This is a genomic window from Streptomyces sp. NPDC050617 (genome assembly GCF_040654795.1).
Taxonomy (GTDB): Bacteria; Actinomycetota; Actinomycetes; order Streptomycetales; family Streptomycetaceae; genus Streptomyces.
Genome location: NZ_JBFAIS010000021.1, coordinates 128,963 through 152,297, shown reverse-complemented (window position 1 = coordinate 152,297; position 23,335 = coordinate 128,963). Strand labels below are relative to the sequence as shown.

The following is a 23,335-nucleotide window of genomic DNA, read 5'->3' as shown; positions in this document are numbered from 1 at the left end:
ATGTTCACCTTCATCAACCGCTTCACCGTCACCGGCGACACCGCCGAATTCGAGGCCCGGATCGCCGGGATCACCGAGCACATGACCCGGCAGCCGGGCTTCCGCTCCCACCGGCTCTACCACTCCGCGAAGGACGCCGCGGTCTATGTGGAGGTGGCGGAGTGGGACGACGCCGACGCCCACCAGCGCGCCGTGCGCACCGAGGGGTTCCAGCAGGCCGTACGGCCCGTCATGTCGCTGGCCACCGCGGAACCCGCGCCCTTCTCCGTGGTCACCACGCACACGGCGGCGGCCCGCTAGACCCCGCCGCCGGCGCCGCCCGCGGTACGCCCGTACGCCGGCGCTCCCGCACGCCCGCAGCACGTCCCCACGCCCGTACACCCGCACACCCGCACCGAACGGAAGGGTCTCCACCGTGACCGACGCATCGCCCACGGCCATCCCGCCCGCAGTGACGCAACTGCGCGAACTCGCCCTGAGCGCCGCCTGCGCCGCCGCCGTCCGCGCGGCGGCCCGCCTCGGCGTCATGGACGCGCTCGGCGACGAGCCCGCCACCGCCGAGCAACTCGCCGCGGCCGTGAACGCCCAGCCCGAGGCGCTGGCCAGGCTGCTGCGCGCCCTCGCCTCGCACGGCATCGGCGCCGAGCTCCCCGACGGGCGCTTCGCGCACAGCGACACCTCGCGGCTGCTGCGCGAGGACGCCCCGCGCAGCCTGCGCTACACCTGCCTGTGGGCCACCGAGCCCTGGACCTGGGAGCTGTGGCCGCACCTCGACGAGGCGGTGCGCACGGGCAAGAGCGCCTTCGCCGACCTGTTCGGCACCGAGTTCTTCGACTACCTGCACACCAGCGAGGCGCGCGAGTCCTCCGAGGTGTTCGACAAGGCGATGACCCAGTCCAGCATCCTCTCGGCACGGGCCATCGCGGACGTGCTGAACCTGGACGGCGTCGAGCGGATCGTGGACATCGCCGGGGGACAGGGCCGGGTGCTGGCCACCCTCCTGGAGCGCCACCCGGCGCTGCGCGGAACGCTCTTCGACCTCCCGGACGTCGTCGCCGGGGCCGACCCCCGGCTGCGGTCCGGCGGCGCGCTCGCCGGCCGCGCGACGCTGGTGGGCGGCGACTGCCGCCAGGAGATCCCGGTCTCCGCCGACGTCTACCTCCTGAAGAACATCCTGGAGTGGGACGACGAGAGCACCGTGCGCACCCTGCGCAACGCCGCCGCCGCGGCCCGCCCCGGCGCCCGCGTCGTGGTCATCGAGAACCTGGTGGACGGCAGCCCGGAGGCCCGCTTCACCACGGCCATGGACCTGATGCTGCTGCTCAACGTCGGCGGGAAGAAGCACACCGAGGCCGGGCTGAGGGCGCTCGTCGGCCAGGCCGGCCTGCGGCTCGACGCCGTCACCCCCGTCAACTCCTACCTCCACATGTTCGAGAGCACCGTGGTGTAGGAGCGGGCAGCGACCGTACGGAGAACCCCACCGCTTTGGGGAGCGGTGGGGTTCTCCGTGTCGGACGGGCCCGTCAAGCCGCCGCGGAACCGCTCTCGTCGAACAGGTCGGAGCGGACCTCGATGGACTCGTTGCCGAACGCGATCCGCCGCAACAGCGACCGGTAGGCCGGGGTGCGCGAGACCAGCGCCGCGGCCCGCGGCCGTACCAGCGAGGAGACCCGGCCCCGCGAGAGCATCATCCGGCTCTGCATGATCTGAATGCGCGTCATGTTCTTGACGTCGCGCCCGCGTTGAGCGGCGAACGGCGCCAGCAGCGCCTCACTCGCCGCCCCGCGCCGGATGCCCTCGCACAGCAGCGGATGCGCGGCCACCGCGTCCTGGATGGCGAGGTTGATGCCCTGCGCGCCGATGGGGCTGTGGGTGTGCGCGCTGTCGCCGATCAGCAGCAGCCCGTCCCGCGCCCACCGCCGTACGCTCCCGGCGAAGACGTCCAGCAGCGACAGGTCGCCGAAGCCGCGCACCTGCGCGTCGATGGCGTCCGCGTAGTGCGGCGCCGCGCGCCGGAGCTGCTCCTTCACATGCGCGAAGCCCTGGCTCGCCATCGCCGGATAGCCCCCGTGCGGCAGCGTCCAGCCGAGCTGCACGCTGTCGGGGAAGGACGTGTAGGCGAGCAGCGGGCTCCCGCCGGCCCGGAAGATGCGGACGTTCTCCAGCGCCGGCTGCGCGAGCCGGAACCACAGCACGTCCTGGTCGAAGAGGTCGAGGCGGTCGTGGGCGATGCCGGCGAGCCGGCGCACGGTCGAGAAGCGGCCGTCCGCGCCGACCACGCACACCGCCCGGACCTGGAGCGGCGGCCGGTCCCCGGCGGCCCGGCAGACCACGCCCCGCACCGCGCCGCCCTCCTCCAGCAGCCCGGTGACCTTGGCCCCCTCGACGTACTCGAAGCCCGGGTACGCGCGGCAGCGCTCCAGCAGCTCCGCCAGGAGGTGGCGCTGCGGGAGGCTCAGCAGGCAGTTGTACGGGCCGGGCAGCCGCCGGTAGTCCCCGTCGATGAGGACCTTGCCGCGCTCCTCCAGCCGGAAGCCGCCGTGCTCGTGACAGCCCCGCCGCCGCGCGCCCGCCAGCACCCCGAGGGAGTCCAGCAGCCGCTGCCCGCCGGGCTGGAGGATCTCCCCGCGGTAGGCCCGGTCCAGCGACCGGCTGCGTTCCAGGACGGTGACCCGCGCGCCGGACCGTGCCATGAGCAGCGCCAGGGTCAGCCCGGCGGGCCCCGCGCCGACGACGCACACATCGGCCCGGCGGACGCCGCTGTCGCGTCCGCCGGGCCCCTCGTCGCGCGGGCTCACAGTTCGAGGGTGATGCCGTAGGAGGTCAGCCAGGCGTTGAGCCAGAGCACCAGCTCCAGGCTGCCGCGGTCGTACGGGCGGCTGACCGCGCCCACCGGCCGCCCGGCCGTGGCGCGCGCCCGGTCCAGGTCCAGCAGGTCCCGTACGGGCGCGTCCCGGTCGGCCAGCACCCCCGCCAGCTCCCGCCGCAGCAGCAGCTCGTACCCCGGATCCTGGGTGGCGGGGTAGGGCGTCTTGACCCGGTCGAGCACGGAGCGCGGCAGCAGGTCGCGGACCGCGGCCCGCAGCAGGCTCTTCTCCCGGCCGTCGAAACTCTTCATGGCCCACGGCACGTTGAAGACGTACTCCACCAGCCGGTGGTCGCAGAATGGCACCCGGACCTCCAGCCCGGTCGCCATGCTCATCCGGTCCTTGCGGTCCAGCAGGGTCTGTACGAACCGGGTCAGGTTCAGATACGTCACCTCGCGCATCCGCCGCTCCCCGAGGTCCTCGCCGGGCAGCTCCGGCACCTCGTCGAGCGCCTCCTGATAGCGCGCCCGCCGGTATCCGGGCAGGTCGAGCTTCTCCAGCAGCCGCGGGTCGAGCAGCGACTTGCCGCCGAAGTAGCGGGCCGAGCCCGAGGTGAGCCACGGGAAGGTGTCCGCGTTGACGGCCGCCGGGCGATGGAACCACTGGTAGCCGCCGAACAGTTCGTCGGCCGATTCCCCGGACAGCGCCACCGTGCAGTGCCGGCGCACCTGTTGGAAGAAGAGGTAGAGGGAGGGCCACATGTCGCCCCAGTACACCGGCGGCAGATCGGTCGCCCCCAGCACGGCCGACCTTACTGCCGGACTGCTCAACTCGTCGCTGTCCAGCAGGATTTCGGTGTGCTCGCCCGAGACGTGGCGGACCATGTCCCGGATGAACGGGGCGTCCGGGGAGACCCGCACGGCGTCGGGCTCGAACGCCGCGTCCGCGCCGACGAAGTCGACGGAGAAGCTGCGCACCGGGCCGCCGCCGGACGCGGCGCGCGAGCGCGCCGCGAGCGCGGTGACGGCCGAGGAGTCCAGACCGCCGGAGAGCAGGCCGCACAGCGGCACATCGGACACCAGCTGGCGGGAGACGATGTCCTCCAGCAGCTCGCGCACCGTGGCGATGGTCGTCGGCAGGTCGTCGGTGTGCTCCTGGGCCCGCAGCGACCAGTACCGCCTGGCGGCCGTGCCGGAGCGGGTGACCCGCACCAGCTCGCCGGGGCGCACCTCCCGCAGCCCGGCGAAGATGGCCTCGCCGGGCGTCTTCACCATGTCCAGCACCTCGCACAGGCCGGTCGCCGTCACCCGCCGCGGCATCAGCGGATTGGCCAGCACCGCCTTGGGCTCCGAGCCGAACAGCACCCCGCGCGCGGTCGGGTGGTAGTAGAGCGGCTTGACGCCCATCCGGTCGCGGACCAGCAGCAGCTCCTGGCGCCCCTCGTCCCAGATGCCGAACGCGTACATGCCGTTGAGCCGGTCGACGAGCGCCGCGCCCCACTGGAGGTAGGCGCGGAGCACGACCTCGGTGTCGCACCGGGTACGGAAGCGGTGCCCGTACGCGAGGAGCTCGGCGCGCAGCTCCCGGAAGTTGTAGATCTCGCCGCTGAACGTGATCGCCGCGGTGGAGCCGGCCCCGGTCTCGGCGGACATCGGCTGGGCGCCGCCCGCCGGGTCGATGACCGCGAGCCTGCGGTGGCCGAGCGCCGCGTGCCCGCCGAGCCACAGCCCCTCGGCGTCCGGGCCGCGGCAGGCCATGGTGTCGGTCATCGCCTGGGCCGTGGCGCGTTCCCGCGTGAGATCCTTGCCGAAATCGATCCAGCCCGTGATTCCGCACATGTCGTGGGCCCCTCACACCTCGTCGGCGGCGGACGCCGAACCCCCGGCGCCGAGCGCCGAGTTGGTCATGTCGATCAGATCGCGGGGCGTCAGCGCCTTCTCCACGGTGTCGTCGCCGAGCCGCACGGAGCAGTCGCGTTCGATGCGTCCCACGGTGTTGAGCAGGGCCAGCGAGTCGTAGCCGAGGTCCTCGAACGGGACATCCAGGATGTCCCCCTCCAGATCGACCGACTCCTCCTCACCGGCGCACTCGCGCAGCAGAACGAGAAGGTCACCGACGGTGAGCATGGTGGGCATGGGGGAGTCCTCTCCTAGAAAGCGGTGGGAAATCAGTGATGTACGGGCGGCCTGGCGGGGCCGCCCGCCGGAGCGAGGGCGCGCCTCACTCCGGGCGGCGCACCACCAGCGCCGAGTTGAACCCGCCGTAGCCGCGCGCGAGCACCAGCGCGCAGCCCAGCTCCGCCTCGCGGGCCGAGCCGGTCACCAGGTCGAGGGCGGCGGCGGTCCCGTCGACGTGCGCGGTGGGCGGGATCACCTGGTCCCGCAGCGACAGCAGCGCCGTCGCCACGTCCAGCGGCGCGCCGCCCGCCAGCAGCCGCCCGGTCATCGTCTTCGGCGCCGTCACCGGCACGCCGTACGGGCCGAACACCGCGGTCAGCGCCGCGGCCTCCGCGGCGTCCAGCTCCGGGACGCCCATGGCGTCGGCGAACACCACGTCCACGGCGTCCGGCGACAGCCGCGCGTCCGCCAGTGCCAGATGGATCGCCCGGCGCAGGCCCGGCTCGCGGTCCGAGCCGGGGCGGGGGTCGAACGTCGCGGCGTACCCGGCGATCCGCCCGTACTCGCGCGCCCCGCGATCGGCCGCGGCCCTCGGGTCCTCCAGCACCAGCAGCGCGCCGCCCTCGCCGGGCACATAGCCCGTGGCGTCGGCGGTGAACGGCAGATAGGCGCGGCGCGGATCGGTGCGCGGACTCAGCCGCCCGGACCGGCTCGCGCACAGCCAGCCCCAGGGGCACAGCGCGCCGTCCACGCCGCCGGTCAGCATCAGCGGCGTGCCCGTACGCACATGGCGGCGGGCCTTGGCGACGGCGTCCAGGCCGCCGGCCTGCTCGGCGACCAGCGCGCCGCCCGGCCCGCGCATGCCGTGCCGGATGGAGACCTGTCCCGAGTTGACGGGGTAGAACCAGGCGAACGACTGGTACGCGCTGACGTACGAGCCGCCCTTGCTCCACAGCGCCTCCAGCTCCCGCTGGCCGAATTCGAAGCCGCCCGCCGACGCCGCGGTCACCACGCCCGCCGCGTACTCGGGCATCTGCTTGGGGTCGGCGCCCGCGTCGGCCAGCGCCTCGTCGGCGGCGACCAGCGCGAGCCGGGTCATGTGGTCCGTCTGCGGCAGCAGCCGGCCGGGCAGGTGGTCCTGCGGCACGAAGTTCTTGACCTCGCCCGCCAGCGTGCAGGCGTAGCCGCTCGGGTCGAAGCGGGTGACCCGTGCGATGCCGCTCTCCCCGCGCAGCGTCGCCGCCCAGTAGGGCTCGGTGCCGAGGCCGTTGGGGGCGATCACGCCGATGCCGGTGACGACGGGCGGCGCGGTGTCCGCCGGGCGGGCCGCGGGGGCGGGCGCGGGTGCGGGGGAGGCGCTCATGCCGCCCTCCCCGGCTTGGTCACCACGATGGCGCTCTGGAACCCGCCGAACCCGCTGGCCACGGAGAGCACGGTGTTCACCGGCAACTCCCTCGCCACCAGCGGCACATAGTCCAGATCGCACTCCGGGTCGGGCTCGTGGAGGTTGGCGGTGGGCGGTATCAGCGAGTGCTCGACGGCCAGCGCGCACGCGGCGACCTCCAGCGAGCAGATCGCCCCCAGCGAATGGCCGATCATCGACTTGATGGAGCTGATGGGCGTGGTGTAGGCGTGCGCCCCCAGGCTCCGCTTGAACGCCGCCGTCTCATGGCGGTCGTTCTGCTTGGTCGCCGAGCCGTGGGCGTTGACGTAGTCGATGGCCGACGGGTCGATCCGCGCGTGGTCCAGCGCGGCGCGGATGGCCTCGGCCATCTCCTTACCGTCCGACCGCAGCCCCGTCATGCTGTACGCGTTGCACCGCGAGGCGTACCCCGCGACCTCGGCGTACATATGGGCGCCGCGCCGCCGGGCGTGCGAGAGCTCCTCCAGCACGAAGACCGCCGAGCCCTCGCCGAGCGCGAACCCGTTGCGGGTGCGGTCGAAGGGGCGGGAGGCGGTCTCCGGCTCGTCGTTGCGGGGCGTCGTCGCCTTGATCGCGTCGAAGCAGGCCACGGTGATCGGGGAGATCGCGGCGTCGGCGGCCCCCGCGACCATCACATCCGCCTCGCCGTCGCGGATCAGGTCCACGGCGTGGCTGATCACGTCGATGCCCGAGGTGCAGCCCGTCGAGACCACCCCGACCGGCCCCTCGGCCTCCGCGAGCCAGGCGATCTCGGTGGCCATGGAGGAGGGCACGAAGTAGTCGTAGAGATACGGGACGCCGTGCGCGTCGTCGACCTGCCAGAGCCGCCCCTCGTCGCTGACCACGGCGTACTCGCGGTCCAGGCTGATGGTCATGCCGCACGCGGTGCCCATCATCACGCCCGTACGGGCCGGGTCCAGCTCCCCGCTCGCGCCGCTGTCCGCCAGCGCCTCCTTCGCGGCCGTGTAGCCGAACTGCGTGGTCCGGTCCCACTTGCGGATCTGCAACTGCGTCAGGCCCGCCGCGACGGGGTCGAAGTCGCACTCGGCCGCGACCCGGGAGCGGAACTGCGAGGCGTCGAAGGAGGAGATGGTGCGCGTGGCGGTGCGCCCCGCCGTGAGCATCTCCCAGTACGCCTTGGTGCCCACGCCTCCGGGGGCGACCACACCGATCCCGGTGATCACGACGCGTCGCGTGCCGTTGGTATCGGACACTGCGTCTCCTCTGCTGTCATCCCGTCGCCCCGGCCGGGCGGCGAGATCGATTCAGGTCAGAGTGGCCCGCGGTGTTCAAGGCGGCTTGGAGCCCGCTTCGAGGGTCGGCCGCCGCCCCGCGGGGCCGGAGCGCTGTCGTCCAGCTGTTCGTCGAGCTTGGTGCGCAGGGCCCGCAGCACCCCGATCGCGGTGCGCAGATCCCGGGCGGGGATCCCCGCCGCCAGCTCGTCGAGCCATCGCTGTTCGCGGGGGGCGAGGTCGTCGAGCGCGCCCCGGCCGGCGTCGGTGAGCTCGACCAGCGGGCTGCGCTGGTCGTGCGGGTTGGGGCTGGTGGCGACCATGCCCTCGGCGCGGAGGCGGTCGACGGTCTGCTGGACCGCCTGGCGGCGCAGCCCCCGTTCGCGGGCGAGCTGGGCGACGGTGGCGGGCCCGTCCAGCAGCAGGCCGGCCACCTGCCAGCGGGCCGAGGTGAGCCCCGCGTGGGCGGACAGCTGGTCTCCGGCGCGCAGCAGGCGGCCGTTGACCGCGAAGACCTCGGCGGTCAGCTCCACCACGGCATCCGCTCGGGGTGTTGACGATGTCATGGCTTCAGCCTATTTCGAGCCACCCGTATTTCGACAAGAGCTTGTCAAAATGAGTACCCTCTGACTACCTTCGGCACATGACAAGGGCTTGTCGGAACGTCTGCGTACGGAGCCGGTGAGCCGACCGGCCGGGGAATGAGGAAACCGTGTCACCCACGAGTCCGAGCGCCACCGCGGATAAGGGCGCCGCCGGGTTCACCCATGCGCAGATCATGACGGCCATGACCGGTCTGCTGCTCGCCGTGCTGCTCGCGGCGCTGGACCAGACCGTCGTCGCGACGGCCATGCGCACCATCGCCGACCAGCTGCACGGACAGACGGTGCAGGCGTGGGCCACCACCGCGTATCTCATCGCAGCCGCGCTCTCGATGCCCTTCTACGGCAAGCTCTCCGACATCTACGGCCGCAAGCCCCTCTACCTCGCGGCCATCGGCGTCTTCATCGTGGGCTCCTGCCTGTGCGGCATGGCCCAGAACATGGAGCAGCTCGCCCTCTTCCGCGCCCTCCAGGGCCTGGGCGGCGGCGGGCTGATGTCCCTGCCGACCGCGATCGTCGCCGACCTCGCACCGGTCCGCGAGCGCGGCCGCTACTTCGCCTACCTCCAGATGGCCTGGGTCGCGGCGAGCGTCATCGGCCCGCTGGCGGGCGGCGCGCTCGCGGGCATGGGCCACACCCTCGGCCTCGACGGCTGGCGCTGGATCTTCGTGGCCAACGTGCCCCTCGGGCTACTGGCCCTAATCACCGTGCGCAAGGCGCTCGACCTGCCGCACCAGCGCACCGAGCACCGCATCGACGTCCTCGGCGCGCTGCTCCTCGCGCTGTTCCTGGTGCCCCTGCTGATCGTCGCCGAACAGGGCCGGGCCTGGGGCTGGTCCTCGCCCACCGCGCTGGCCCTCATCGGCCTCGGCGCCGTCGGACTCGTCCTGTTCCTGGTGGTGGAGTCGCGCCGGGGAGACGAGGCCGTGCTGCCGCTGCGGCTCTTCAAGACCGGCGGCGTCGCCCTGTGCACCGGGGTCAACTTCACCGTCGGCGTCGGCATCTTCGGCGCGGTCACCACCCTGCCGCTCTTCCTCCAGCTGGTGCAGGGCCGCACGCCGACCCAGGCGGGGCTCGTCGTCATCCCGCTGATGGTCGGCACCATCGCCTCGCAGATCGTCTCCGGCAAGCTGATCTCCGCCTCGGGCAAGTTCAAGAAGCTGGCCATCGTGGGCCTGGGCTCGATGGCCGGCGCCCTGCTGGTGCTCAGCGTCATCGACGCCGACACCCCGCTGTGGACGGTCGCGCTCCTCGCCCTCTGGCTCGGCGTCGGCATCGGTCTCGCCCAGACCGTCGTCACCCTGGCCATGCAGAACGCGGCCCCCAAGAGCGAACTGGGCGTGGCCAACGCCGCGTCCGGGCTGTGCCGCCAGATCGGCGGATCGACGGGCGTCGCCGTGCTGTTCTCCGTCATGTTCGGGGTGGCCCTCGGCAAGATCGCCGACATGCTGCACGGGCCCCGCCTCGGCCCCGTCGTCGCCGACCCCGCGGTCGCGGCCGACCCCGCCAACCACCGCTTCCTGGAGATGGCGAAGTCCGCGAACGGCAAGGCCATCGACCTGAACGACACCTCGTTCCTGCACGACATCGACAAGCGCATCGCCCACCCCGTCATGGACGCCTTCACGAGCGGCTTCCACGTCATGTACCTCATCGGCGGCGTGGTCCTGCTGGCCGGCTTCGTCATGACGTGGTTCCTGCGCGAACTGGAGCCGGAGGAGGCGCCCGCGGAGGCCGCTCCGGCCGGGGCCGCGGACGGCCGGGCCGCCGCCGAGGGGTAGCGGCCGGGCGGGCCGCCGGCGGTGAACGGGCCGGCGGCCCACGGGTCCGGCGGGCCGTTGGCGGTGACGGGTGCCAGCGGTCCGGCGGGCCGGCTAAGGCGTCTTCGGGGCGCGCCCGGCGGGCGACGGCGGCGCCCGGTGCCTCCAAGGGAGTAGTTTGATTTCCGAAGCCCCGGATATTCCGGAACCTTCGGTTCCCTTCCCTTGAAGTCCAATTCCCCCGCTCCTATGGTCCCCAAGAGACGCGGTCGACGGCGGGCCGCAGCTCCTCGGCGAGGGCAGGAGAGGCAATGGAATTCAAGGTGCTAGGTCCGATCGTAGCCGTCAATAAACGACTCGTATTCACACCGAGTGCGCCCAAGGTCAAACAGGTTCTGGCACTTCTGGTACTGCGTGCGAATCATGTCGTCAGCCTGGAGACCATCATCGACGAACTCTGGGGCGACAATCCACCGCGCACCGCCATCACCACGGCGCAGACCTATATCTACCAGCTGCGCAGGGCTTTTGTGATGGAGCTCGGCGACAAGCTCGGGGACCGCGCCATCGTCACCGCACCCCCGGGCTATGTGCTGCGGACACCGGAGGAATCCCTGGATTTCCGCAACTTCGAACGGCTGGCGGAAAGGGCGCGGGCCTGCCGGACGGCCGGCGACACCGAGGCGTCCGCGCGGTGGACGGAATCGGCGCTGGCAATGTGGCAAGGGGTGCCGCTGGCGAATGTCGAACGCGGCGCGGTACTCCAGAACTACGTGAGCCGGCTGGAGGAGAAACGCGTCTCCGTCCGCGAACTCCACATACGGTCGGCCATGGAACTGAAGAGGTATCACGAACTGGTCGCGGAACTCCGCTCCCTGGTCGTGGAGTACCCGTTCAACGAATGGTTCCAGACCCAGCTCGTACTGGCGCTCAACAAGGCGGGCCGCCGGGTCGAGGCGCTCCAGGCGTACCAGAAGGCCCGCGTCCTGCTCCGGGACGAACTGGGCCTCGACCCCTCCGACGACCTGCGCCGCGCCCAGCAGGAAGTGCTGAACTCCCCGTCCTGAGCCGGCGGCGGCCCCGGGCCGGGACGGGCGAGGGGCCGGACCGCGTCACCTCGGCGACACGGCCCGGCCCCTCGCCCGGCCCACGGGCACACCCGCCGGCCCCCGGTCAGCGGCCGATCTCGACGTCCTCCAGCACACCGAGCGCGTCCGGCACCAGAACGGCGGCCGAGTAGTACGCGCTGACCAGGTAGGACGTCACCGCCTGCTCATTGATCCCCATGAACCGGACGTTGAGGCCCGGCTCGTACTCATCGGGGATGCCCGTCTGGTGCAGCCCCACCACGCCCTGGTTCTCCTCACCCGTGCGCAGCGCCAGGATCGAGCTGGTGCCGGCGTCGGTGACCGGGATCTTGTTGCACGGCAGCAGCGGCACCCCGCGCCAGGCCCGTACGGACGCGCCCTGGAACTCGAGCTCCTTCGGATACAGGCCCCGGCTGCTGCACTCCCGGCCGAACGCCGCGATCGTGCGCGGGTGCGCGAGCAGATACTGCGTCTTGCGGCGGCGCGACAGCAGCTCGTCGAGGTCGTCGGGGGTCGGCGGGCCGCTGCGGGTGTGGATGCGCTGCTTGAGGTCGGCGTTGTGCAGCAGCCCGAACTCCCGGTTGTTGACCATCTCGTGCTCCTGGCGCTCCCGCAGCGCCTCGATGGTCAGCCTCAGCTGCTGCTCGACCTGGCTCATCGGGTCGTTGAAGAGATCGGCGACCCTGCTGTGCACCCGCAGCACCGTCTGCGCGACGCTCAACTCGTACTCACGGGGCTTGAGTTCATAGTCCACGAAGGTGCCCGCGATGGCCGGCTCGCCGACATGGCCGGAGGCCACCGCGATATCGGCCTCGCCGCGCTTGTTCTGCGCCGGAACGGACCGCGACGCGAACCCCGCCACATGGGCGCGCAGCGCCTCGGACCGGTCCGCGAGCACCTGGAAGGCGGAGCGGGAGAGGGTCAGCACCGTGGTGCGGGTGAGGGCCCGCGCCGTGAACTCCCAGACGCCGTCCGGCTCCAGCGGCACCCGCTCGCCGAAGAAGTCCCCGTCGGCCAGCACGCCGAGCGTGCTCTCGTCGCCGTACCGGCCGGTGCCCACCTTGCGGACCTTGCCGTGCGCCAGCAGATAGACCCGGTCCGCCGGCTGCCCCGCCACGGTGATCGCGTCCCCCGGCGCGTACTCCCGCTGCACGAAGGCACCCGCGAGCGACTCCAGCACCGAGCTGTCCTCGAAGCCGCGCAGCAGCGGCAGTTCGCCCAGCTCGGGCGGGATGACGCGGACCTCGGCGCCCTCCGTGACGAACTCGATCCGGCCGTCGCCGACGGTGTAGGCGAGCCGCCGGTTCACCCGGTACGTGCCCGCGGACACCTGCACCCAGGGCAGTACGCGCAGCAGCCAGCGCGAGCTGATGCCCTGCATCTGCGGTACGGACTTGGTGGTCGTCGCCAGCTGGCGCGCTGCCGCCGTGCCCAGACTCAGCTGCGGCTGTTCCTCACCCGGCTGCGCGGTACGGCCGGACTCCACTGACGTGGTCATATGTGATCATCCATCTCTGTGCGTGAACGGCGAAGCGGTGGAGCTGGAGAGGCGGAACTGCGGTTCGAGGCCGGGCCCCCTCAGAGTCCGACCTCGACGTTCTCGAGAATGCCGAGGGCGTCGGGGACGAGGACGGCCGCCGAGTAATAGGCGCTCACCAGATAGGAGATGACGGCCTGTTCGTTGACGCCCATGAAGCGCACCGAAAGGCTCGGCTGGTATTCATCGGGAATTCCCGTCCGGTGCAGCCCCACGACGCCCCGCTCCTCCTCGCCGGTCCGCATCAGGAGAACGGACGTGGTGCCCGCCGCCGAGACCGGGATCTTCCCGCACGGCAGGATCGGCACCCCGCGCCAGGCGGGGATCGCGTGCCCGCCGACGTCCACGCTCTCCGGGTAGATGCCGTGGCCGCTGAACTCCCGGCCGATGGCCGCGATGGCGCGCGGGTGGGCGAGCAGGAACCCCGGGCTCTTCCACACCGTGGCGAGCAGGTCGTCGAGGTCGTCGGGGGTGGGCGGACCGCCGCGGGTGTGGATGCGCTGCCCCAGGTCGGCGTTGTGCAGCAGCCCGAACTCCCGGTTGTTGACCATCTCGTGCTCCTGGCGCTCGCGCAGCGCCTCGATGGTCAGCCTCAGCTGCTGCTCGACCTGGTTCATCGGGTCGTTGTAGAGGTCGGCGACGCGGCTGTGCACCCGCAGCACGGTCTGGGCGACGCTCAACTCGTACTCACGCGGCGCGAGTTCGTAGTCGACGAAGACGCCGGGCAGGACCGGCTCGCCCTCGTGGCCGGAGGCCAGGTCGATCGCCGACTCGCCGTGCTCGTTCCGCGGCCGGTCGCGCTCCGCGCGGAACGCCTCGACATGGGCGCGCAGCCCCTCCGAACGGCCCAGCGCCTCCTCGAACGCCCGGCGCGGCAGCGTCAGCGCCGTGCCGGCCGTCAGCGCCTTCGCCGTGAAGTCCCACGCGCCGCCCTCGTCCGCGGCCAGCGCCCGGTCGCCGAAGAACTCGCCGCCCGCGAGCACCCGCAGCACGCTCGGCCGGTCGTACGCGCCCTCGCCGATCAGGTCCACCTTGCCGTGCGCGATCAGGACCACCTGGTCCGCCGGCCGTCCCCGCTCGGCGAGCACGTCACCGGGGGCGAAGTCGCGCTGGGCGAAGCCGTCCGCGAGCGTCTGCAGAATCGTTGCGTCTGTGTAGCCGCGCAGCAGCGGCAGCTCCCCGAGCTCCGCGGGGATCACGCTGACCTCGGCCCCGCGGGAGACGAACTCCACCCGCCCGTCGCCGAGCGTGTGCGACAGCCTGCGGTTGACGCGGTACGCGCCGCCGGGCACCTCGACCCAGGGCAGCATGCGCAGCAGCCAGCGCGAGCTGATGCCCTGCATCTGCGGTACGGACTTGGTCGTGGTCGCCAGATTCCGGGCCGCCGCGGTGCCCAGACTCATCGGCGCCGGTGAATTGTCGGTACCGGCGCCCGATTCCACTGACGTCGTCATAGTTGAATGCCCACCCAATCACCGTGCGGAACAAACAGCGTGATCGCCGCTTGAGCAACACCGAAGCTAGCAGCGGGCTTTGGCGATGGCAGTCACTCGAAAGGGTGGCATAACCCCATTGGTTAAGGTCGGGTAAATACTCCGATGCCATTGGGCACCGGGCGCTCCGCGCCGCCCGACGGATGATTGCGCACCCTGGCGCCGGCATCGCCCGCACCGCGCGTCACCAAGGTCGTCGAACCGCCGCCGTCCAGATTCAGCGCGTCGTCGGCCCCCAACGACCGCATTACCACGGCCAGCTCACTGACCGTCAGCCCGGAGCGGAATTCGGCGGCGCCGTCCAGCGCGAGCAGATACAGCCGCCGCCCCCGGTCGCCGATGCCCGCCGACGTCCGTACGGCCGCCGTCACCGTGTCAAGACCCTCCAGCGGCGCATCGTCGCGCAGCACCGGGAAGCCACCGACCGCGAACCGCAGCGGCCCCCGCCCCTCGGACCGCAGCCGCTCCGTGACCCGCACCCGGTCGCCCACCCGCAGCCGCCGCAGCTCCCGCGCGCCCGCCTCCCGGCCGACCAGCACCACCGACCCCGCCGCCACCGGCCCGCCGCCGGGCTTCTCGGCGGCCGAGACCACCCGCCCGCGCCGGACCGTCACCTCATAGGTCCGCGCACTGCACGGCGCGGACCGGTCGGCGTCCGTGCCGCACGTCGCGCGGACCCGCGAGGCCGCGCCCCACCGCGACGTGAACGCCCCGACGCCGCCCACCGGCAGCGCGTACTGATTGAACCCCCGCAGCCGCACCGCGCCGCGACTCGTCAGCACCACGCCCTCCAGCGTGAGCCGGTCCAGCCGCGCCCGGCGGTCCGCCCCCACGCCCAGCACCGCCTCGGTCGTGACCCCCGGCGGCATCGCCGGACCGAAGCGCTGCCCGTCCGGCACCGCCGCCTTCAGCGGCAGACCGCTCGCGACGGCCGGGCCCACCGGCGCTCCGGTCGGCTCGACGCCCGGATGCTGCGCCTCCGTGATGTTGAAGAAGTCCCCGTTCACCGCGCCCACCGCGCCGCGCCCGTCCGCCAGCCGCGAGAGAGGGGAGCGGGCGGCCACCGCACCCGGATGCAGCAGGTCCAGGGAGACCCGCGGCTCGCGCAGATCCACCGTCAGCAGATGCCCGTAGGCCGGGCCGTGCGAGGCCGGGAGCGAGAACTCCTGGTAGCCGACGCCCGGCGCGAGCGCCGTCCGCGCGCCCAGCCGCAGCGCCCCGGACGGCTCGCCGCCGTCGGCCCGCGCCGTGCCCCCGCCCACCAGCGCGACCCACGCCGCGCACACCGCCGCCACCGCGCGCAGCCGGCCCGAGAATCGCCCCACGGTCCCCCCAGACATCCGGACGTCCCTTGAACTCTCCCATGACACAGGGGAGTTCACCATGGCGCGGGAGGCCGACGAGAACGGCCGGCGACGGGGCGGCGTCATCGCGCGTAACTCTTCGCGCGCCCCTGCCAAACCGTCAGCTCCGCCCCGATACTCACAGAGAGCGACTCGCGCCGGCACGCGGCCGCCGACCAGGCCCCCCGGACCCAGGAGGCACCATGACAGCGCCCACCCGGACCCCGCACACCCGCCGCGCGGCCGTCGTGACCGCCGCGGCGGCCTTCGCGGGCTCCTTCGCCGCCCCCGCGCTGGCCGCCGCGCCGGACCACGGACGCGGCAGACCCCCGCTCCGCCGCGCCCACGCGCACAACGACTACGAGCACCCGCACCCGCTGACCGACGCGCTCGGGCACGGCTTCGGCAGCGTCGAGGCGGACATCTGGCTCGTCGACGGCCGGCTCCTCGTCGCCCACGACGAGGCGGACCTCGACCCCGCCCGCACCCTCGAAGCCCTCTACCTCGACCCGCTGCTGCGCCGGGTACGGGCGCAGCACGGCCGGGTGTACCGCGGCTACCGGCTCTCCCTGCAACTGCTCATCGACATCAAGACCGCGGGCGGCCCGACCTACCGCGAGCTCTCCCGCCGGCTGCGCCGCTACCGCACCATGCTCAGCGTCTGCGTCGGCGGCCACGTCCACGCCGGCGCCGTGACGGCCGTCGTCTCCGGCGACCGCGGCGCGCGGGAGCCCATGGAGGCCGAGACCGTACGGCACGCCTTCTACGACGGACGCCTGAGCGACCTCGGCGGCCCGGCCCCCGCCTCCCTGATCCCGCTCATCAGCGACAACTGGACGCTCCACTTCGGCTGGCGGGGCGTCGGCCCGATGCCGCCCAACGAGCGCGCCGAGCTGCGCCGCACCGTCGCCGCCGCGCACGACGCGGGGCAGCGCGTACGGTGGTGGGCCACCCCCGACCTGCCCGGCCCGGCCCGCGAGGCCGTCTGGCGCGAGCTGCTCGCCGCCGGCGCCGACTACCTCAACACGGATGATCTGGCGGGTCTTGAGGCGTTTCTGCGCGCAGCTCGCTGAGCACCTCGCGGACGTCCGCGTCCGCCACCGAGGGCAGCAGCATCGCGACCGCGAGGACCAGCCCGCCGAGCACGTACGTGGTGTCGGGCGTCGCGCGCACCAGCTCGCGGACCGCCTCGACGTCCCCGCGCCAGACGGACTCCAGCAGCACCGCCACGTCCGGCGCGGCCTGCTCGTCGGTCTGCACCCAGCCCGGCTCGTCGGGGGAGCGGCGGGCGAGGTGGCGCAGCACCCGGTCGGCCACGTCCGGCTGATACGCCTTGCGCACGGACTCGTTGGCGACCCAGGCGAGTGCGGAGACGAGATCCTTGGCCTCATCGGTCCCCATGTCCTCGGGCAGGGCGGCGTCGAACGATTGCTGGTTGCCGTGGCGGAAGGCCAGCAGGAGGCGCGCGGCCCGCGCCTTCGCCTCGGCGACCCGTATCTCGGAGATCTCGGCGGTCACCAGTGTTCGCCATTCGTCAGCGGCGGGTATATGTCGATCTTGGCGGTCACCGGTAAATCGTACTGTTTTTGGATCTTTTTGCCGGACAGCGCCGCGCTGAAAGTACGTCATGACTGCGCGTCCCGGGGTCGGGACCGGGCGGAATGTAGCGGTCCGTGACGAAACGTGTCTCGGGTTCGTCACGAGCGCGCGGTCGCCTGGCGCGGGCGGCGACCCTGGTCCGTATGGCAACGCCACCTGGACAGCCGCCCGGCCCGCCGTCCGGACCCCCGCCGCCGCCGAACGATCCGCCGCCCGGCTACGGCGGGTACGGCCCGCCCGGCGGATATGGAGAGGGCGGTTACGGTCCGCCCGGCGAACCGCCTGGCGGGCATGGTGAGCGCGGCGGCTACGGCCCGCCCGGCGGACACGGCGGCTACGGAGGCAGCGGCGGCTACGGAGGCCCCGGCGGGGGCGGCGGTCCCGGTGGTCCGGGCGGCTTCGGGCCCGGCGAGCCGCCGTGGTCCCAGCCGCCGCCGGATCCGGGCGGTCGGCGCCGGATCGTGATCGCCGTCGCCCTGCTCATCGTGATCGCGGCCATCGCCGTCGGAGCGGTGCTGGTCATCGGCGGCGACAGCGGCGGCGAGCCCGCGAAGGACGCGTCGCCGAGCACGTCCTCCCCGGCCGCCTCGAAGCCGCCCCGCCTCCCGACGAGCGTGCCCACCGGGATTCCGACGAGCCGGCCGTCCGGCATTCCCACCGAGGTGCCCAGCGACCTCGGGAGCTATCTGCCGACCGGTTTCCCCACCAGCCTTCCCACGGAGGTGCCGACGGGGCTGCCCACCGGCGGGCTCGGCGAGCTGTCGGACCGGGGTCCCGCGCCGGGCGCCCCGGCGGCTGAACGCCCGTAGCCGCCGGTCCGGCGAACCTCCCGGCCGTCGGCCGTCCTACTCGTCGCGAATGGCCTGGATGTCGAGCTCGATGCGGATCGTCGCGCCGATCGCGGCGATGCCGCGCGCGAGCATCGTGCGCCAGTCCAGCGTGAAGTCCTCGCGGTGCAGCTCGGTGGCGGCCGAGCAGGCGGTGCGGGTCTCGCCCATGATCCCGGTGCCGATGCCCAGGTAGCGGGTGTCGAGATTGATGCTGCGGCTGACGCCGTGCAGGCTCAGCACGCCCTGCACGGACCAGCGGGAGCCGCCCCGGTGCACGAAACGCTCGCTGGCGAACTGCAGATACGGATAGTTGTTGACGTCCAGGAAGTCCTGCGAGCGCAGGTGCTGGTCGCGCGCCTCGACGCCGGTGTCGATGCTCGCCGCGTCGATCGTCACCTCCAGCTGCGACTCCTCCATGCGCTCGGCTATCCACAGCGCGCCCTCGAACCGGTTGAACCGGCCGTGGATCTCGGCCAGCCCGATGTGCCGCGCTATGAAGCGCACGGCCGTGTGGTCCGGGTCGATCTTCCACCGGCCGGGCTCCGGCATGGCGGGGGAGGGGGCCAGCTCCATCCGCATCGGGCCGGTGGCGGTCCGCGCGCCCGCCGTCGCCTCGCAGGTCTGCCGCACGGGCTGGAAGCCGTCCGAGGTCACGGCGATGCTGTACTCGCCCGGCGCCACGGTCGCCGAGAAGCAGCCGTTCGGGTCGGTCTGGCCGTGCACGACCTCGCGCCCCTCGGTGTCCCGGACCGAGACCTCCGCCCGGTGCAGCGGCAACTGCACGGGGTCGAGCACGACGCAGTCGAGGGCTCCCGCGCCGCGCGGTATCGGTGCGGCGGTTCGCGGGGCGGAGCGGTTGCTACGGCGCAGCAGGGCGAATGCCATCCCGGTGGGCCTTTCTGAATCAGTCGGTCGTCGAATGCGAGAACACCACATTCTGGCACTGCTCAGGAAGAGCTCGCCCATCGCCTATGAAACCGCTGGTATCGCCCCGCTTAACCCTTCGATTCACTCGTCCATGGTCCGCCCCGACAGGATCATCGCCAGGGCTCCCGCCGGATCCGCGTCGCCCGGCCCGGCCGGCTCCCAGCGCCCCCGCTCCCTGCGGTACGGCCACCAGAGACCGTCCCGCGCCCAGCGCAGCTGAGCGTCCGCGCCCACCACCGTCCAGCGGTTCCCGCGGGACGCGCGCAGCCTCGGCGGGTGCTCCTCCCCCTCCCACGCGGCGGCCAGCCGGGCGCGGGCCCGCGCCAGCTCCGCCGGGTCCGGCGTCCACTCCTCGTCGAGCGCGGCGAGCGCCGCGGCCCCGCCGTGCCCCCAGGCCCGTACGGCCCGCGCCAGCCCCGCGCCGTCGCGCCCGCAGCCCGCCGCGAGCCGGGCGGCGATCCGCGGTCCGGGCCCCGCCGCGGCGAGCCGCACCGCGTCCTGCCCGACCGTGAGCCGCTCCGCCGCACTCCCTTCGTGGCCGGGGGCGAGGGCCCGGGCCAGCAGCAGCCGCGCCTGTTCGGCCGCGACGGAGGCCAGGAACTCCAGCGCCTCCGCGTCCACGCCCGCCGCCGGCGCTACCTCCCCGTCCAGCGCGGGCGGCCCGCCCGCCTCGGCCACGGCGGGCGGCGGCTCGGGCAGCGGCGGCACGACGGCCGCGAACGCCTCCCCGGCGTCGACTCCCGCCGCCGGCCGGCCCGCCGCCGGACCGTCCGCCGGGCGGCCGGCCTCCGCGTGCGCCGCGCTGCGCCGCTGCAACTCGTCCAGCAGCCGCGCCACCTGGTAGCACAGCGCCGCCGAATGCGGGCAGTGGTCCCACGCCTCGCAGCCGCACTCCGGCTCCAAGTCGCCTATCTCCGGCAGCAGTTGAATGCCTCGGGCCGCGGCGTCCTCCGCGAGGTCCGGCGGCATGTCGCGGTCCAGCAGCGCCGCGATGTGGCCCGCCCGGTCCGCCGCCGTCTCCAGCAGCCGGTCCCACTCGTCGTCGGAGAGCACCTGCACCAGCACGTCGGAACGGACCTGCGTGCCGTCGCGGTCCCGCACCACGGCCGTGATCCGCCCCGGCCGCACCGACACGGCGCCCACCGCGCCCTCCCGCGCCCGCTGCCGGCCCCGCTTCAGCTGCCGGCCGTCCAGCGCCGTGTCCTCCAACGCCTTCAGCCACGCCAGCCCCCACCAGCTGCGCGCGAAACCGCGCCCCTGCGCCGGCGGCAGCGCCGCGAACGTCCGCTCCCCGCACCCGAGTTCACCGCTCATGTCCCGTGCCCCGCTCATCGGGCGGCCCCCCTCAACTCGACGAGCTCCGCCAGCTCGGCGTCGCTCAGCTCACTCAACGCGGCCTCGCCCGACCCCAGCACCGCGTCGGCCAGCGCCTGCTTGCGCGCCAGCATGTCGGCGATCCGGTCCTCGATCGTGCCCTCGGCGATCAGCCGGTGCACCTGTACCGGCTGGGTCTGGCCGATGCGGTACGCGCGGTCGGTGGCCTGCGCCTCGACGGCCGGGTTCCACCAGCGGTCGAAGTGCACGACGTGCCCGGCGCGCGTCAGGTTCAGCCCCGTGCCCGCGGCCTTCAGCGACAGCAGGAACACCGGCACCTCGCCGTCCTGGAACCGGCGCACCATCTCCTCGCGCCGGGCCACGGACGTACCGCCGTGCAGGAACTGCGCCGGCGCCCCGCGCGCCGCCAGATGCTCCTCCAGCAGCCGCGCCATCCGCACGTACTGCGTGAAGACGAGCACGCTCGCGCCCTCCGCGAGCATCGTGTCCAGCAGCTCGTCGAGCAGCTCCACCTTGCCCGAACGGCCCTGGATCCGCGTCCCGGCGCCCTCCTTGAGGTACTGGGCGGGGTGGTTGCACACCTGCTTGAGACCGGTCAGCAGCTTCACGATCAGACCCCGCCGCCGCATCCCGTCCGCCGCGGCCACCTCCGCCATCATCTCGCGCACCACGGCCTCGTACAGCCCGGCCTGCTCCTTGGTGAGCGCGACCGCCCGGTCCGTCTCGGTCTTGGGCGGCAGCTCCGGGGCGATGCCCGGATCGGACTTGCGGCGGCGCAGCAGGAACGGCCCGACGAGCCGGGCCAGCCGCTGCGCGGCGGCGGGGTCCGCGCCGCTCTCGACGGCCTGCGCGTAGCGGGTACGGAACCGGGCGAGCGGACCGAGCAGCCCCGGCGTCGTCCAGTCGAGGATCGCCCACAGCTCGGACAGGTTGTTCTCGACGGGGGTGCCGGTCAGGGCGACCCGCGCCCTGGCGCCGATGGCGCGCAGTTGCCGCGCGGTCGCCGAGTACGGGTTCTTCACGTGCTGCGCCTCGTCGGCGACGACCATGCCCCAGTCCCCGCCGGCCAGAGTCCCGGCGTCCAGCCGCATGGTGCCGTACGTGGTGAGCACGAACTCCCCGGCGGCCAGGTCCTCCAGGCTGCGCGAGCCGCCGTGGAAGCGGCGCACCGCGACGCCCGGCGCGAACTTCTCGATCTCGCGCTGCCAGTTGCCGAGCAGCGACGTGGGGCAGACGACGAGGGTCGGGCCCGCCGACACCGGGGTCTCCTGCCGGTGCAGGTGCAGCGCGATCAGCGTGATCGTCTTGCCGAGCCCCATGTCGTCGGCCAGGCAGCCGCCGAGGCCCAGCTCCGTCATCCGGCTGAGCCAGCCGAGGCCGCGCAGCTGGTAGTCGCGCAGCGTCGCGGCGAGGGCGGCGGGCCGCCGGACCGGTTCCCGCGCCGCCGCGTCGGGGTCGGCGAGCCGGTCGCGCAGCGCGGCGAGCCAGCCGGTGGCCCGCACCTCCACGGTGTCGCCGTCGGCCTCGGCCCGCCCGGTGAGGGCCGCGCCGAGCGCCTCGACGGGCGCGAGCTTGCAGTCCGGGCGCTCCCGTGCCCGGCGCAGCTCCTCCGGGTCGATGAGCACCCACTGATCGCGCAGCCGGACGGCGGGGCGGCTCGCCTCGGCCAGCGCGTCCAGCTCACGCCGCGTCAACTCCTGGCCGCCTACGGTGAATCGCCAGCTGAAGGTCATCAACGCGTCGGCCGAGAGCACGGACGGCATGCCGGACTCGGCGCGGTCGGCTCCGTCTCCGGACCGCCGCCCGGGATCGCCGGACCGCTCGGGATCGTCGGACTGGCCGGGGCCGTCGGGCGGGCCGATGACGGCCTGCGTGCCGAGGCCCCGCACCAGCTCCTTGGGCCAGTGGACCTGGACCCCGGCCGCGCCCAGCGACCGGGAGGCGGCCCCGAGCAGTTCGGCCACCTCGTCGTCGGCCAGGTCGAGCGCGTCGGGGACGGCCGCGGAGAGCAGCGGGTTCAGCGCGGGCCAGGCGCGGGCGGCGCGGCGCAGCGCGAGGAGCGCGTCCATCCGGGCGCGCGGGCCGAACGCCGCCGCGTCCCCCGCGCCGGACCACACCTCGACGGCGTCCGCGACGAGGGCCGGGTCGGTGAGGCTGTGCAATTGGAGAACGGCCCGCAGGCTCAGCCGGGCCGCCGCGTCCTCTTCACCGGCGTCCTCTCCGCGCACCTCGTGCGCCTCGACGCGCAGCGACAGGCGCACCCCCTCGTCGTGCCCGGCGGCGATGTCCGCGGCCCAGGCGCGCTGTTCAGGCAGGCGCCGCGGCTCGACGGCGGCGAACGCGGGGCCGCCCGCCGCCAGGGCGGCGGCGGGGGAGCGGGGCAGCCCGTCGGCGACCGCGTCGAGAAACGCGCGCACCAGCCGCTCGGGCTCGGGCAGCAGCGGCGGGTCGGACTCCGGGAGCGGTACGGCGTGCGCGGCGGGCGGCATCGCGGCGGCCAGCTCACGGATCCGCCGGAGGTCCTCCGGAGCCAGCGGCCCCACCCGCCACGCGTCATGATCGGTGGCCGACAGGCCCGGCAACAGCAGCCCCCGCGCGGCGAGTTGGAGCGCCAGCACCGCCGCCGCGCCCCAGAAGGCGGCGGCCTCGTCGGCCTTGGCCGTACGGGCGCGGGTGAGGGCGGGCAGCGCGTCGCGTACGGGCAGCAGCAGGGCCCGTACGGACGCGGTCGCGATCTCCGTGCCGCGGGGCGTCACCACGGTCAGTTCCTCGACGGAGCCGGGGGCCGCGGGCGGCTCCTCGCCGGGCCGCCAGAACGCGACGCGCCCGGTGCGCGCCGGGTCGCCGGGGAGGAAGACGGCCGAGCAGCGGGCGAGCCGGGCGATCTCGGCGGGCGTCGGCACGGGCGAAGCGGACGGCGCTGGCGAATCGGACGGCATGGGGGATGTGGACGGCGCGGGTGGTTCGGAGGGGGCGGAGCGATGGGGTCGAGCAGAGGGAGCTGTCACGGCGTCGACGCGTTCCTCAAATTTGACTACTTGAAGTGGAGGCCGCGAATGGTACCCCGCCCGCCGCCGCGATCCCAGCGATTCCCATGTGGCCTGCGTCACTCCGTGCGAGGCCGTTCCCATGGTGGTGCCAACCCCCCTGCCCGGAGAGGGGGGTTGCCCCCCGTAGGGGCCGGGTGGTGACGCCATGGTTCGGCCGGGCCCCGGACCATACGTTCATGAGGTCAGCCGTAA

General features: G+C 73.5%; 19 protein-coding genes. 6 read left to right on the top strand and 13 right to left on the bottom strand.

The features are described from left to right. Together AB0I49_RS26105 and AB0I49_RS26100 are read left to right on the top strand one after the other, a co-directional pair. The gene (locus tag AB0I49_RS26105) at positions 1-300 is read left to right on the top strand and encodes an antibiotic biosynthesis monooxygenase family protein (protein ID WP_363229515.1); all 300 of its coding nucleotides are present in this window, start codon (positions 1-3) and stop codon (positions 298-300) included. A gap of 115 nt (positions 301-415) precedes the next feature. Next, entirely contained in the window at positions 416-1,450 is a 1,035-nt protein-coding gene (locus AB0I49_RS26100) for a methyltransferase (RefSeq protein ID WP_363229514.1), read from the top strand. Between the two features lie 73 nt (positions 1,451-1,523). Here the strand turns inward: AB0I49_RS26100 and AB0I49_RS26095 are convergent, their stop codons facing one another. From AB0I49_RS26095 to AB0I49_RS26070, 6 genes are all read right to left on the bottom strand, one after another. After that, positions 1,524-2,798 carry an FAD-dependent monooxygenase gene (locus AB0I49_RS26095; RefSeq protein ID WP_363229513.1) on the bottom strand — a complete coding sequence of 425 codons (1,275 nt, stop codon included), beginning with the start codon at positions 2,796-2,798 and terminating at the stop codon, positions 1,524-1,526. Next, the gene (asnB, locus tag AB0I49_RS26090; protein ID WP_363229512.1) at positions 2,795-4,645 is read right to left on the bottom strand and encodes an asparagine synthase (glutamine-hydrolyzing); all 1,851 of its coding nucleotides are present in this window, start codon (positions 4,643-4,645) and stop codon (positions 2,795-2,797) included. The genes AB0I49_RS26095 and asnB overlap by 4 nt, the downstream gene beginning before the upstream one ends. A 12-nt stretch (positions 4,646-4,657) precedes the next feature. Beyond that, entirely contained in the window at positions 4,658-4,942 is a 285-nt protein-coding gene (locus AB0I49_RS26085) for an acyl carrier protein (protein ID WP_363229511.1), read from the bottom strand. A gap of 85 nt (positions 4,943-5,027) precedes the next feature. Further along, positions 5,028-6,287: a ketosynthase chain-length factor gene (locus tag AB0I49_RS26080; protein ID WP_363229510.1), complete on the bottom strand. Its 1,260-nt coding sequence runs from the start codon at positions 6,285-6,287 to the stop codon at positions 5,028-5,030. Further along, on the bottom strand, positions 6,284-7,561 hold the full coding sequence (locus tag AB0I49_RS26075; RefSeq protein WP_363229509.1) for a beta-ketoacyl-[acyl-carrier-protein] synthase family protein: 1,278 nt from the start codon (positions 7,559-7,561) through the stop codon (positions 6,284-6,286). The genes AB0I49_RS26080 and AB0I49_RS26075 overlap by 4 nt, the downstream gene beginning before the upstream one ends. Before the next feature lie 56 nt (positions 7,562-7,617). Beyond that, positions 7,618-8,145 carry a MarR family winged helix-turn-helix transcriptional regulator gene (locus AB0I49_RS26070; RefSeq protein WP_363229508.1) on the bottom strand — a complete coding sequence of 176 codons (528 nt, stop codon included), beginning with the start codon at positions 8,143-8,145 and terminating at the stop codon, positions 7,618-7,620. A 146-nt stretch (positions 8,146-8,291) separates the two neighbouring features. On the opposite strand from AB0I49_RS26070, the gene AB0I49_RS26065 reads away from it, so the two are divergent. Both AB0I49_RS26065 and AB0I49_RS26060 read left to right on the top strand, forming a co-directional pair. Next, positions 8,292-9,962 (top strand): MDR family MFS transporter, encoded by a 1,671-nt coding sequence (locus tag AB0I49_RS26065; RefSeq protein ID WP_363229507.1) that lies wholly within the window; start codon positions 8,292-8,294, stop codon positions 9,960-9,962. Between the two features lie 290 nt (positions 9,963-10,252). Then, positions 10,253-11,008, top strand: coding sequence for an AfsR/SARP family transcriptional regulator (locus AB0I49_RS26060; RefSeq protein WP_363229506.1), 756 nt, complete (start codon positions 10,253-10,255; stop codon positions 11,006-11,008). 106 nt (positions 11,009-11,114) lie between these two features. Here the strand turns inward: AB0I49_RS26060 and AB0I49_RS26055 are convergent, their stop codons facing one another. The 3 genes from AB0I49_RS26055 to AB0I49_RS26045 all read right to left on the bottom strand — a co-directional run bounded on the left by AB0I49_RS26055 (position 11,115) and on the right by AB0I49_RS26045 (position 15,399). Further along, positions 11,115-12,527, bottom strand: a complete 1,413-nt coding sequence (locus tag AB0I49_RS26055; RefSeq protein ID WP_363229505.1) for a family 2B encapsulin nanocompartment shell protein — start codon at positions 12,525-12,527, stop codon at positions 11,115-11,117. Positions 12,528-12,607: 80 nt separating this feature from the next. Next, positions 12,608-14,020 carry a family 2B encapsulin nanocompartment shell protein gene (locus tag AB0I49_RS26050; RefSeq protein WP_363229503.1) on the bottom strand — a complete coding sequence of 471 codons (1,413 nt, stop codon included), beginning with the start codon at positions 14,018-14,020 and terminating at the stop codon, positions 12,608-12,610. A 122-nt stretch (positions 14,021-14,142) separates the two neighbouring features. Further along, a complete protein-coding gene (locus tag AB0I49_RS26045) occupies positions 14,143-15,399 on the bottom strand; it encodes a phosphodiester glycosidase family protein (protein ID WP_363229502.1) in 1,257 nt (418 codons plus the stop codon). 206 nt (positions 15,400-15,605) lie between these two features. Here AB0I49_RS26045 and AB0I49_RS26040 point away from each other — a divergent pair, with 206 nt between their 5' ends. After that, positions 15,606-16,475, top strand: a complete 870-nt coding sequence (locus AB0I49_RS26040) for a phosphatidylinositol-specific phospholipase C/glycerophosphodiester phosphodiesterase family protein (RefSeq protein ID WP_363229501.1) — start codon at positions 15,606-15,608, stop codon at positions 16,473-16,475. Here AB0I49_RS26040 and AB0I49_RS26035 read toward each other — a convergent pair. Continuing rightward, positions 16,423-16,920, bottom strand: coding sequence for a hypothetical protein (locus AB0I49_RS26035; protein WP_363229500.1), 498 nt, complete (start codon positions 16,918-16,920; stop codon positions 16,423-16,425). The genes AB0I49_RS26040 and AB0I49_RS26035 overlap by 53 nt on opposite strands. A gap of 224 nt (positions 16,921-17,144) precedes the next feature. On the opposite strand from AB0I49_RS26035, the gene AB0I49_RS26030 reads away from it, so the two are divergent. Then, complete coding sequence (locus AB0I49_RS26030; protein WP_363229499.1) at positions 17,145-17,810, top strand: hypothetical protein; 666 nt, start codon at positions 17,145-17,147, stop codon at positions 17,808-17,810. A gap of 36 nt (positions 17,811-17,846) precedes the next feature. Here AB0I49_RS26030 and AB0I49_RS26025 read toward each other — a convergent pair whose 3' ends face one another. From AB0I49_RS26025 to AB0I49_RS26015, 3 genes are all read right to left on the bottom strand, one after another. After that, entirely contained in the window at positions 17,847-18,716 is an 870-nt protein-coding gene (locus AB0I49_RS26025; RefSeq protein WP_363229498.1) for a YceI family protein, read from the bottom strand. Between the two features lie 123 nt (positions 18,717-18,839). Then, on the bottom strand, positions 18,840-20,090 hold the full coding sequence (locus AB0I49_RS26020) for an SWF or SNF family helicase (protein WP_363229497.1): 1,251 nt from the start codon (positions 20,088-20,090) through the stop codon (positions 18,840-18,842). Then, on the bottom strand, positions 20,087-23,032 hold the full coding sequence (locus AB0I49_RS26015; protein ID WP_363229496.1) for a DEAD/DEAH box helicase: 2,946 nt from the start codon (positions 23,030-23,032) through the stop codon (positions 20,087-20,089). The genes AB0I49_RS26020 and AB0I49_RS26015 overlap by 4 nt, the downstream gene beginning before the upstream one ends. Positions 23,033-23,335 lie beyond the last annotated feature (303 nt).

Bases quoted from the DNA above. Each gene is read 5' to 3' on its own strand.
- AB0I49_RS26060 (WP_363229506.1), top strand. From the start codon at position 10,253: ATGGAATTCAAGGTGCTAGGTCCGATCGTAGCCGTCAATAAACGACTC.
- AB0I49_RS26105 (WP_363229515.1), top strand. From the start codon at position 1: ATGTTCACCTTCATCAACCGCTTCACCGTCACCGGCGACACCGCCGAA.
- AB0I49_RS26055 (WP_363229505.1), bottom strand. From the start codon at position 12,527: ATGACCACGTCAGTGGAGTCCGGCCGTACCGCGCAGCCGGGTGAGGAA.
- AB0I49_RS26070 (WP_363229508.1), bottom strand. From the start codon at position 8,145: ATGACATCGTCAACACCCCGAGCGGATGCCGTGGTGGAGCTGACCGCC.
- AB0I49_RS26025 (WP_363229498.1), bottom strand. From the start codon at position 18,716: ATGGCATTCGCCCTGCTGCGCCGTAGCAACCGCTCCGCCCCGCGAACC.
- AB0I49_RS26080 (WP_363229510.1), bottom strand. From the start codon at position 6,287: ATGAGCGCCTCCCCCGCACCCGCGCCCGCCCCCGCGGCCCGCCCGGCG.
- AB0I49_RS26030 (WP_363229499.1), top strand. From the start codon at position 17,145: ATGGCAACGCCACCTGGACAGCCGCCCGGCCCGCCGTCCGGACCCCCG.
- AB0I49_RS26050 (WP_363229503.1), bottom strand. From the start codon at position 14,020: ATGACGACGTCAGTGGAATCGGGCGCCGGTACCGACAATTCACCGGCG.
- AB0I49_RS26045 (WP_363229502.1), bottom strand. From the start codon at position 15,399: ATGTCTGGGGGGACCGTGGGGCGATTCTCGGGCCGGCTGCGCGCGGTG.
- AB0I49_RS26015 (WP_363229496.1), bottom strand. From the start codon at position 23,032: ATGCCGTCCGATTCGCCAGCGCCGTCCGCTTCGCCCGTGCCGACGCCC.
- AB0I49_RS26085 (WP_363229511.1), bottom strand. From the start codon at position 4,942: ATGCCCACCATGCTCACCGTCGGTGACCTTCTCGTTCTGCTGCGCGAG.
- AB0I49_RS26040 (WP_363229501.1), top strand. From the start codon at position 15,606: ATGACAGCGCCCACCCGGACCCCGCACACCCGCCGCGCGGCCGTCGTG.
- AB0I49_RS26020 (WP_363229497.1), bottom strand. From the start codon at position 20,090: ATGAGCGGGGCACGGGACATGAGCGGTGAACTCGGGTGCGGGGAGCGG.
- asnB (WP_363229512.1), bottom strand. From the start codon at position 4,645: ATGTGCGGAATCACGGGCTGGATCGATTTCGGCAAGGATCTCACGCGG.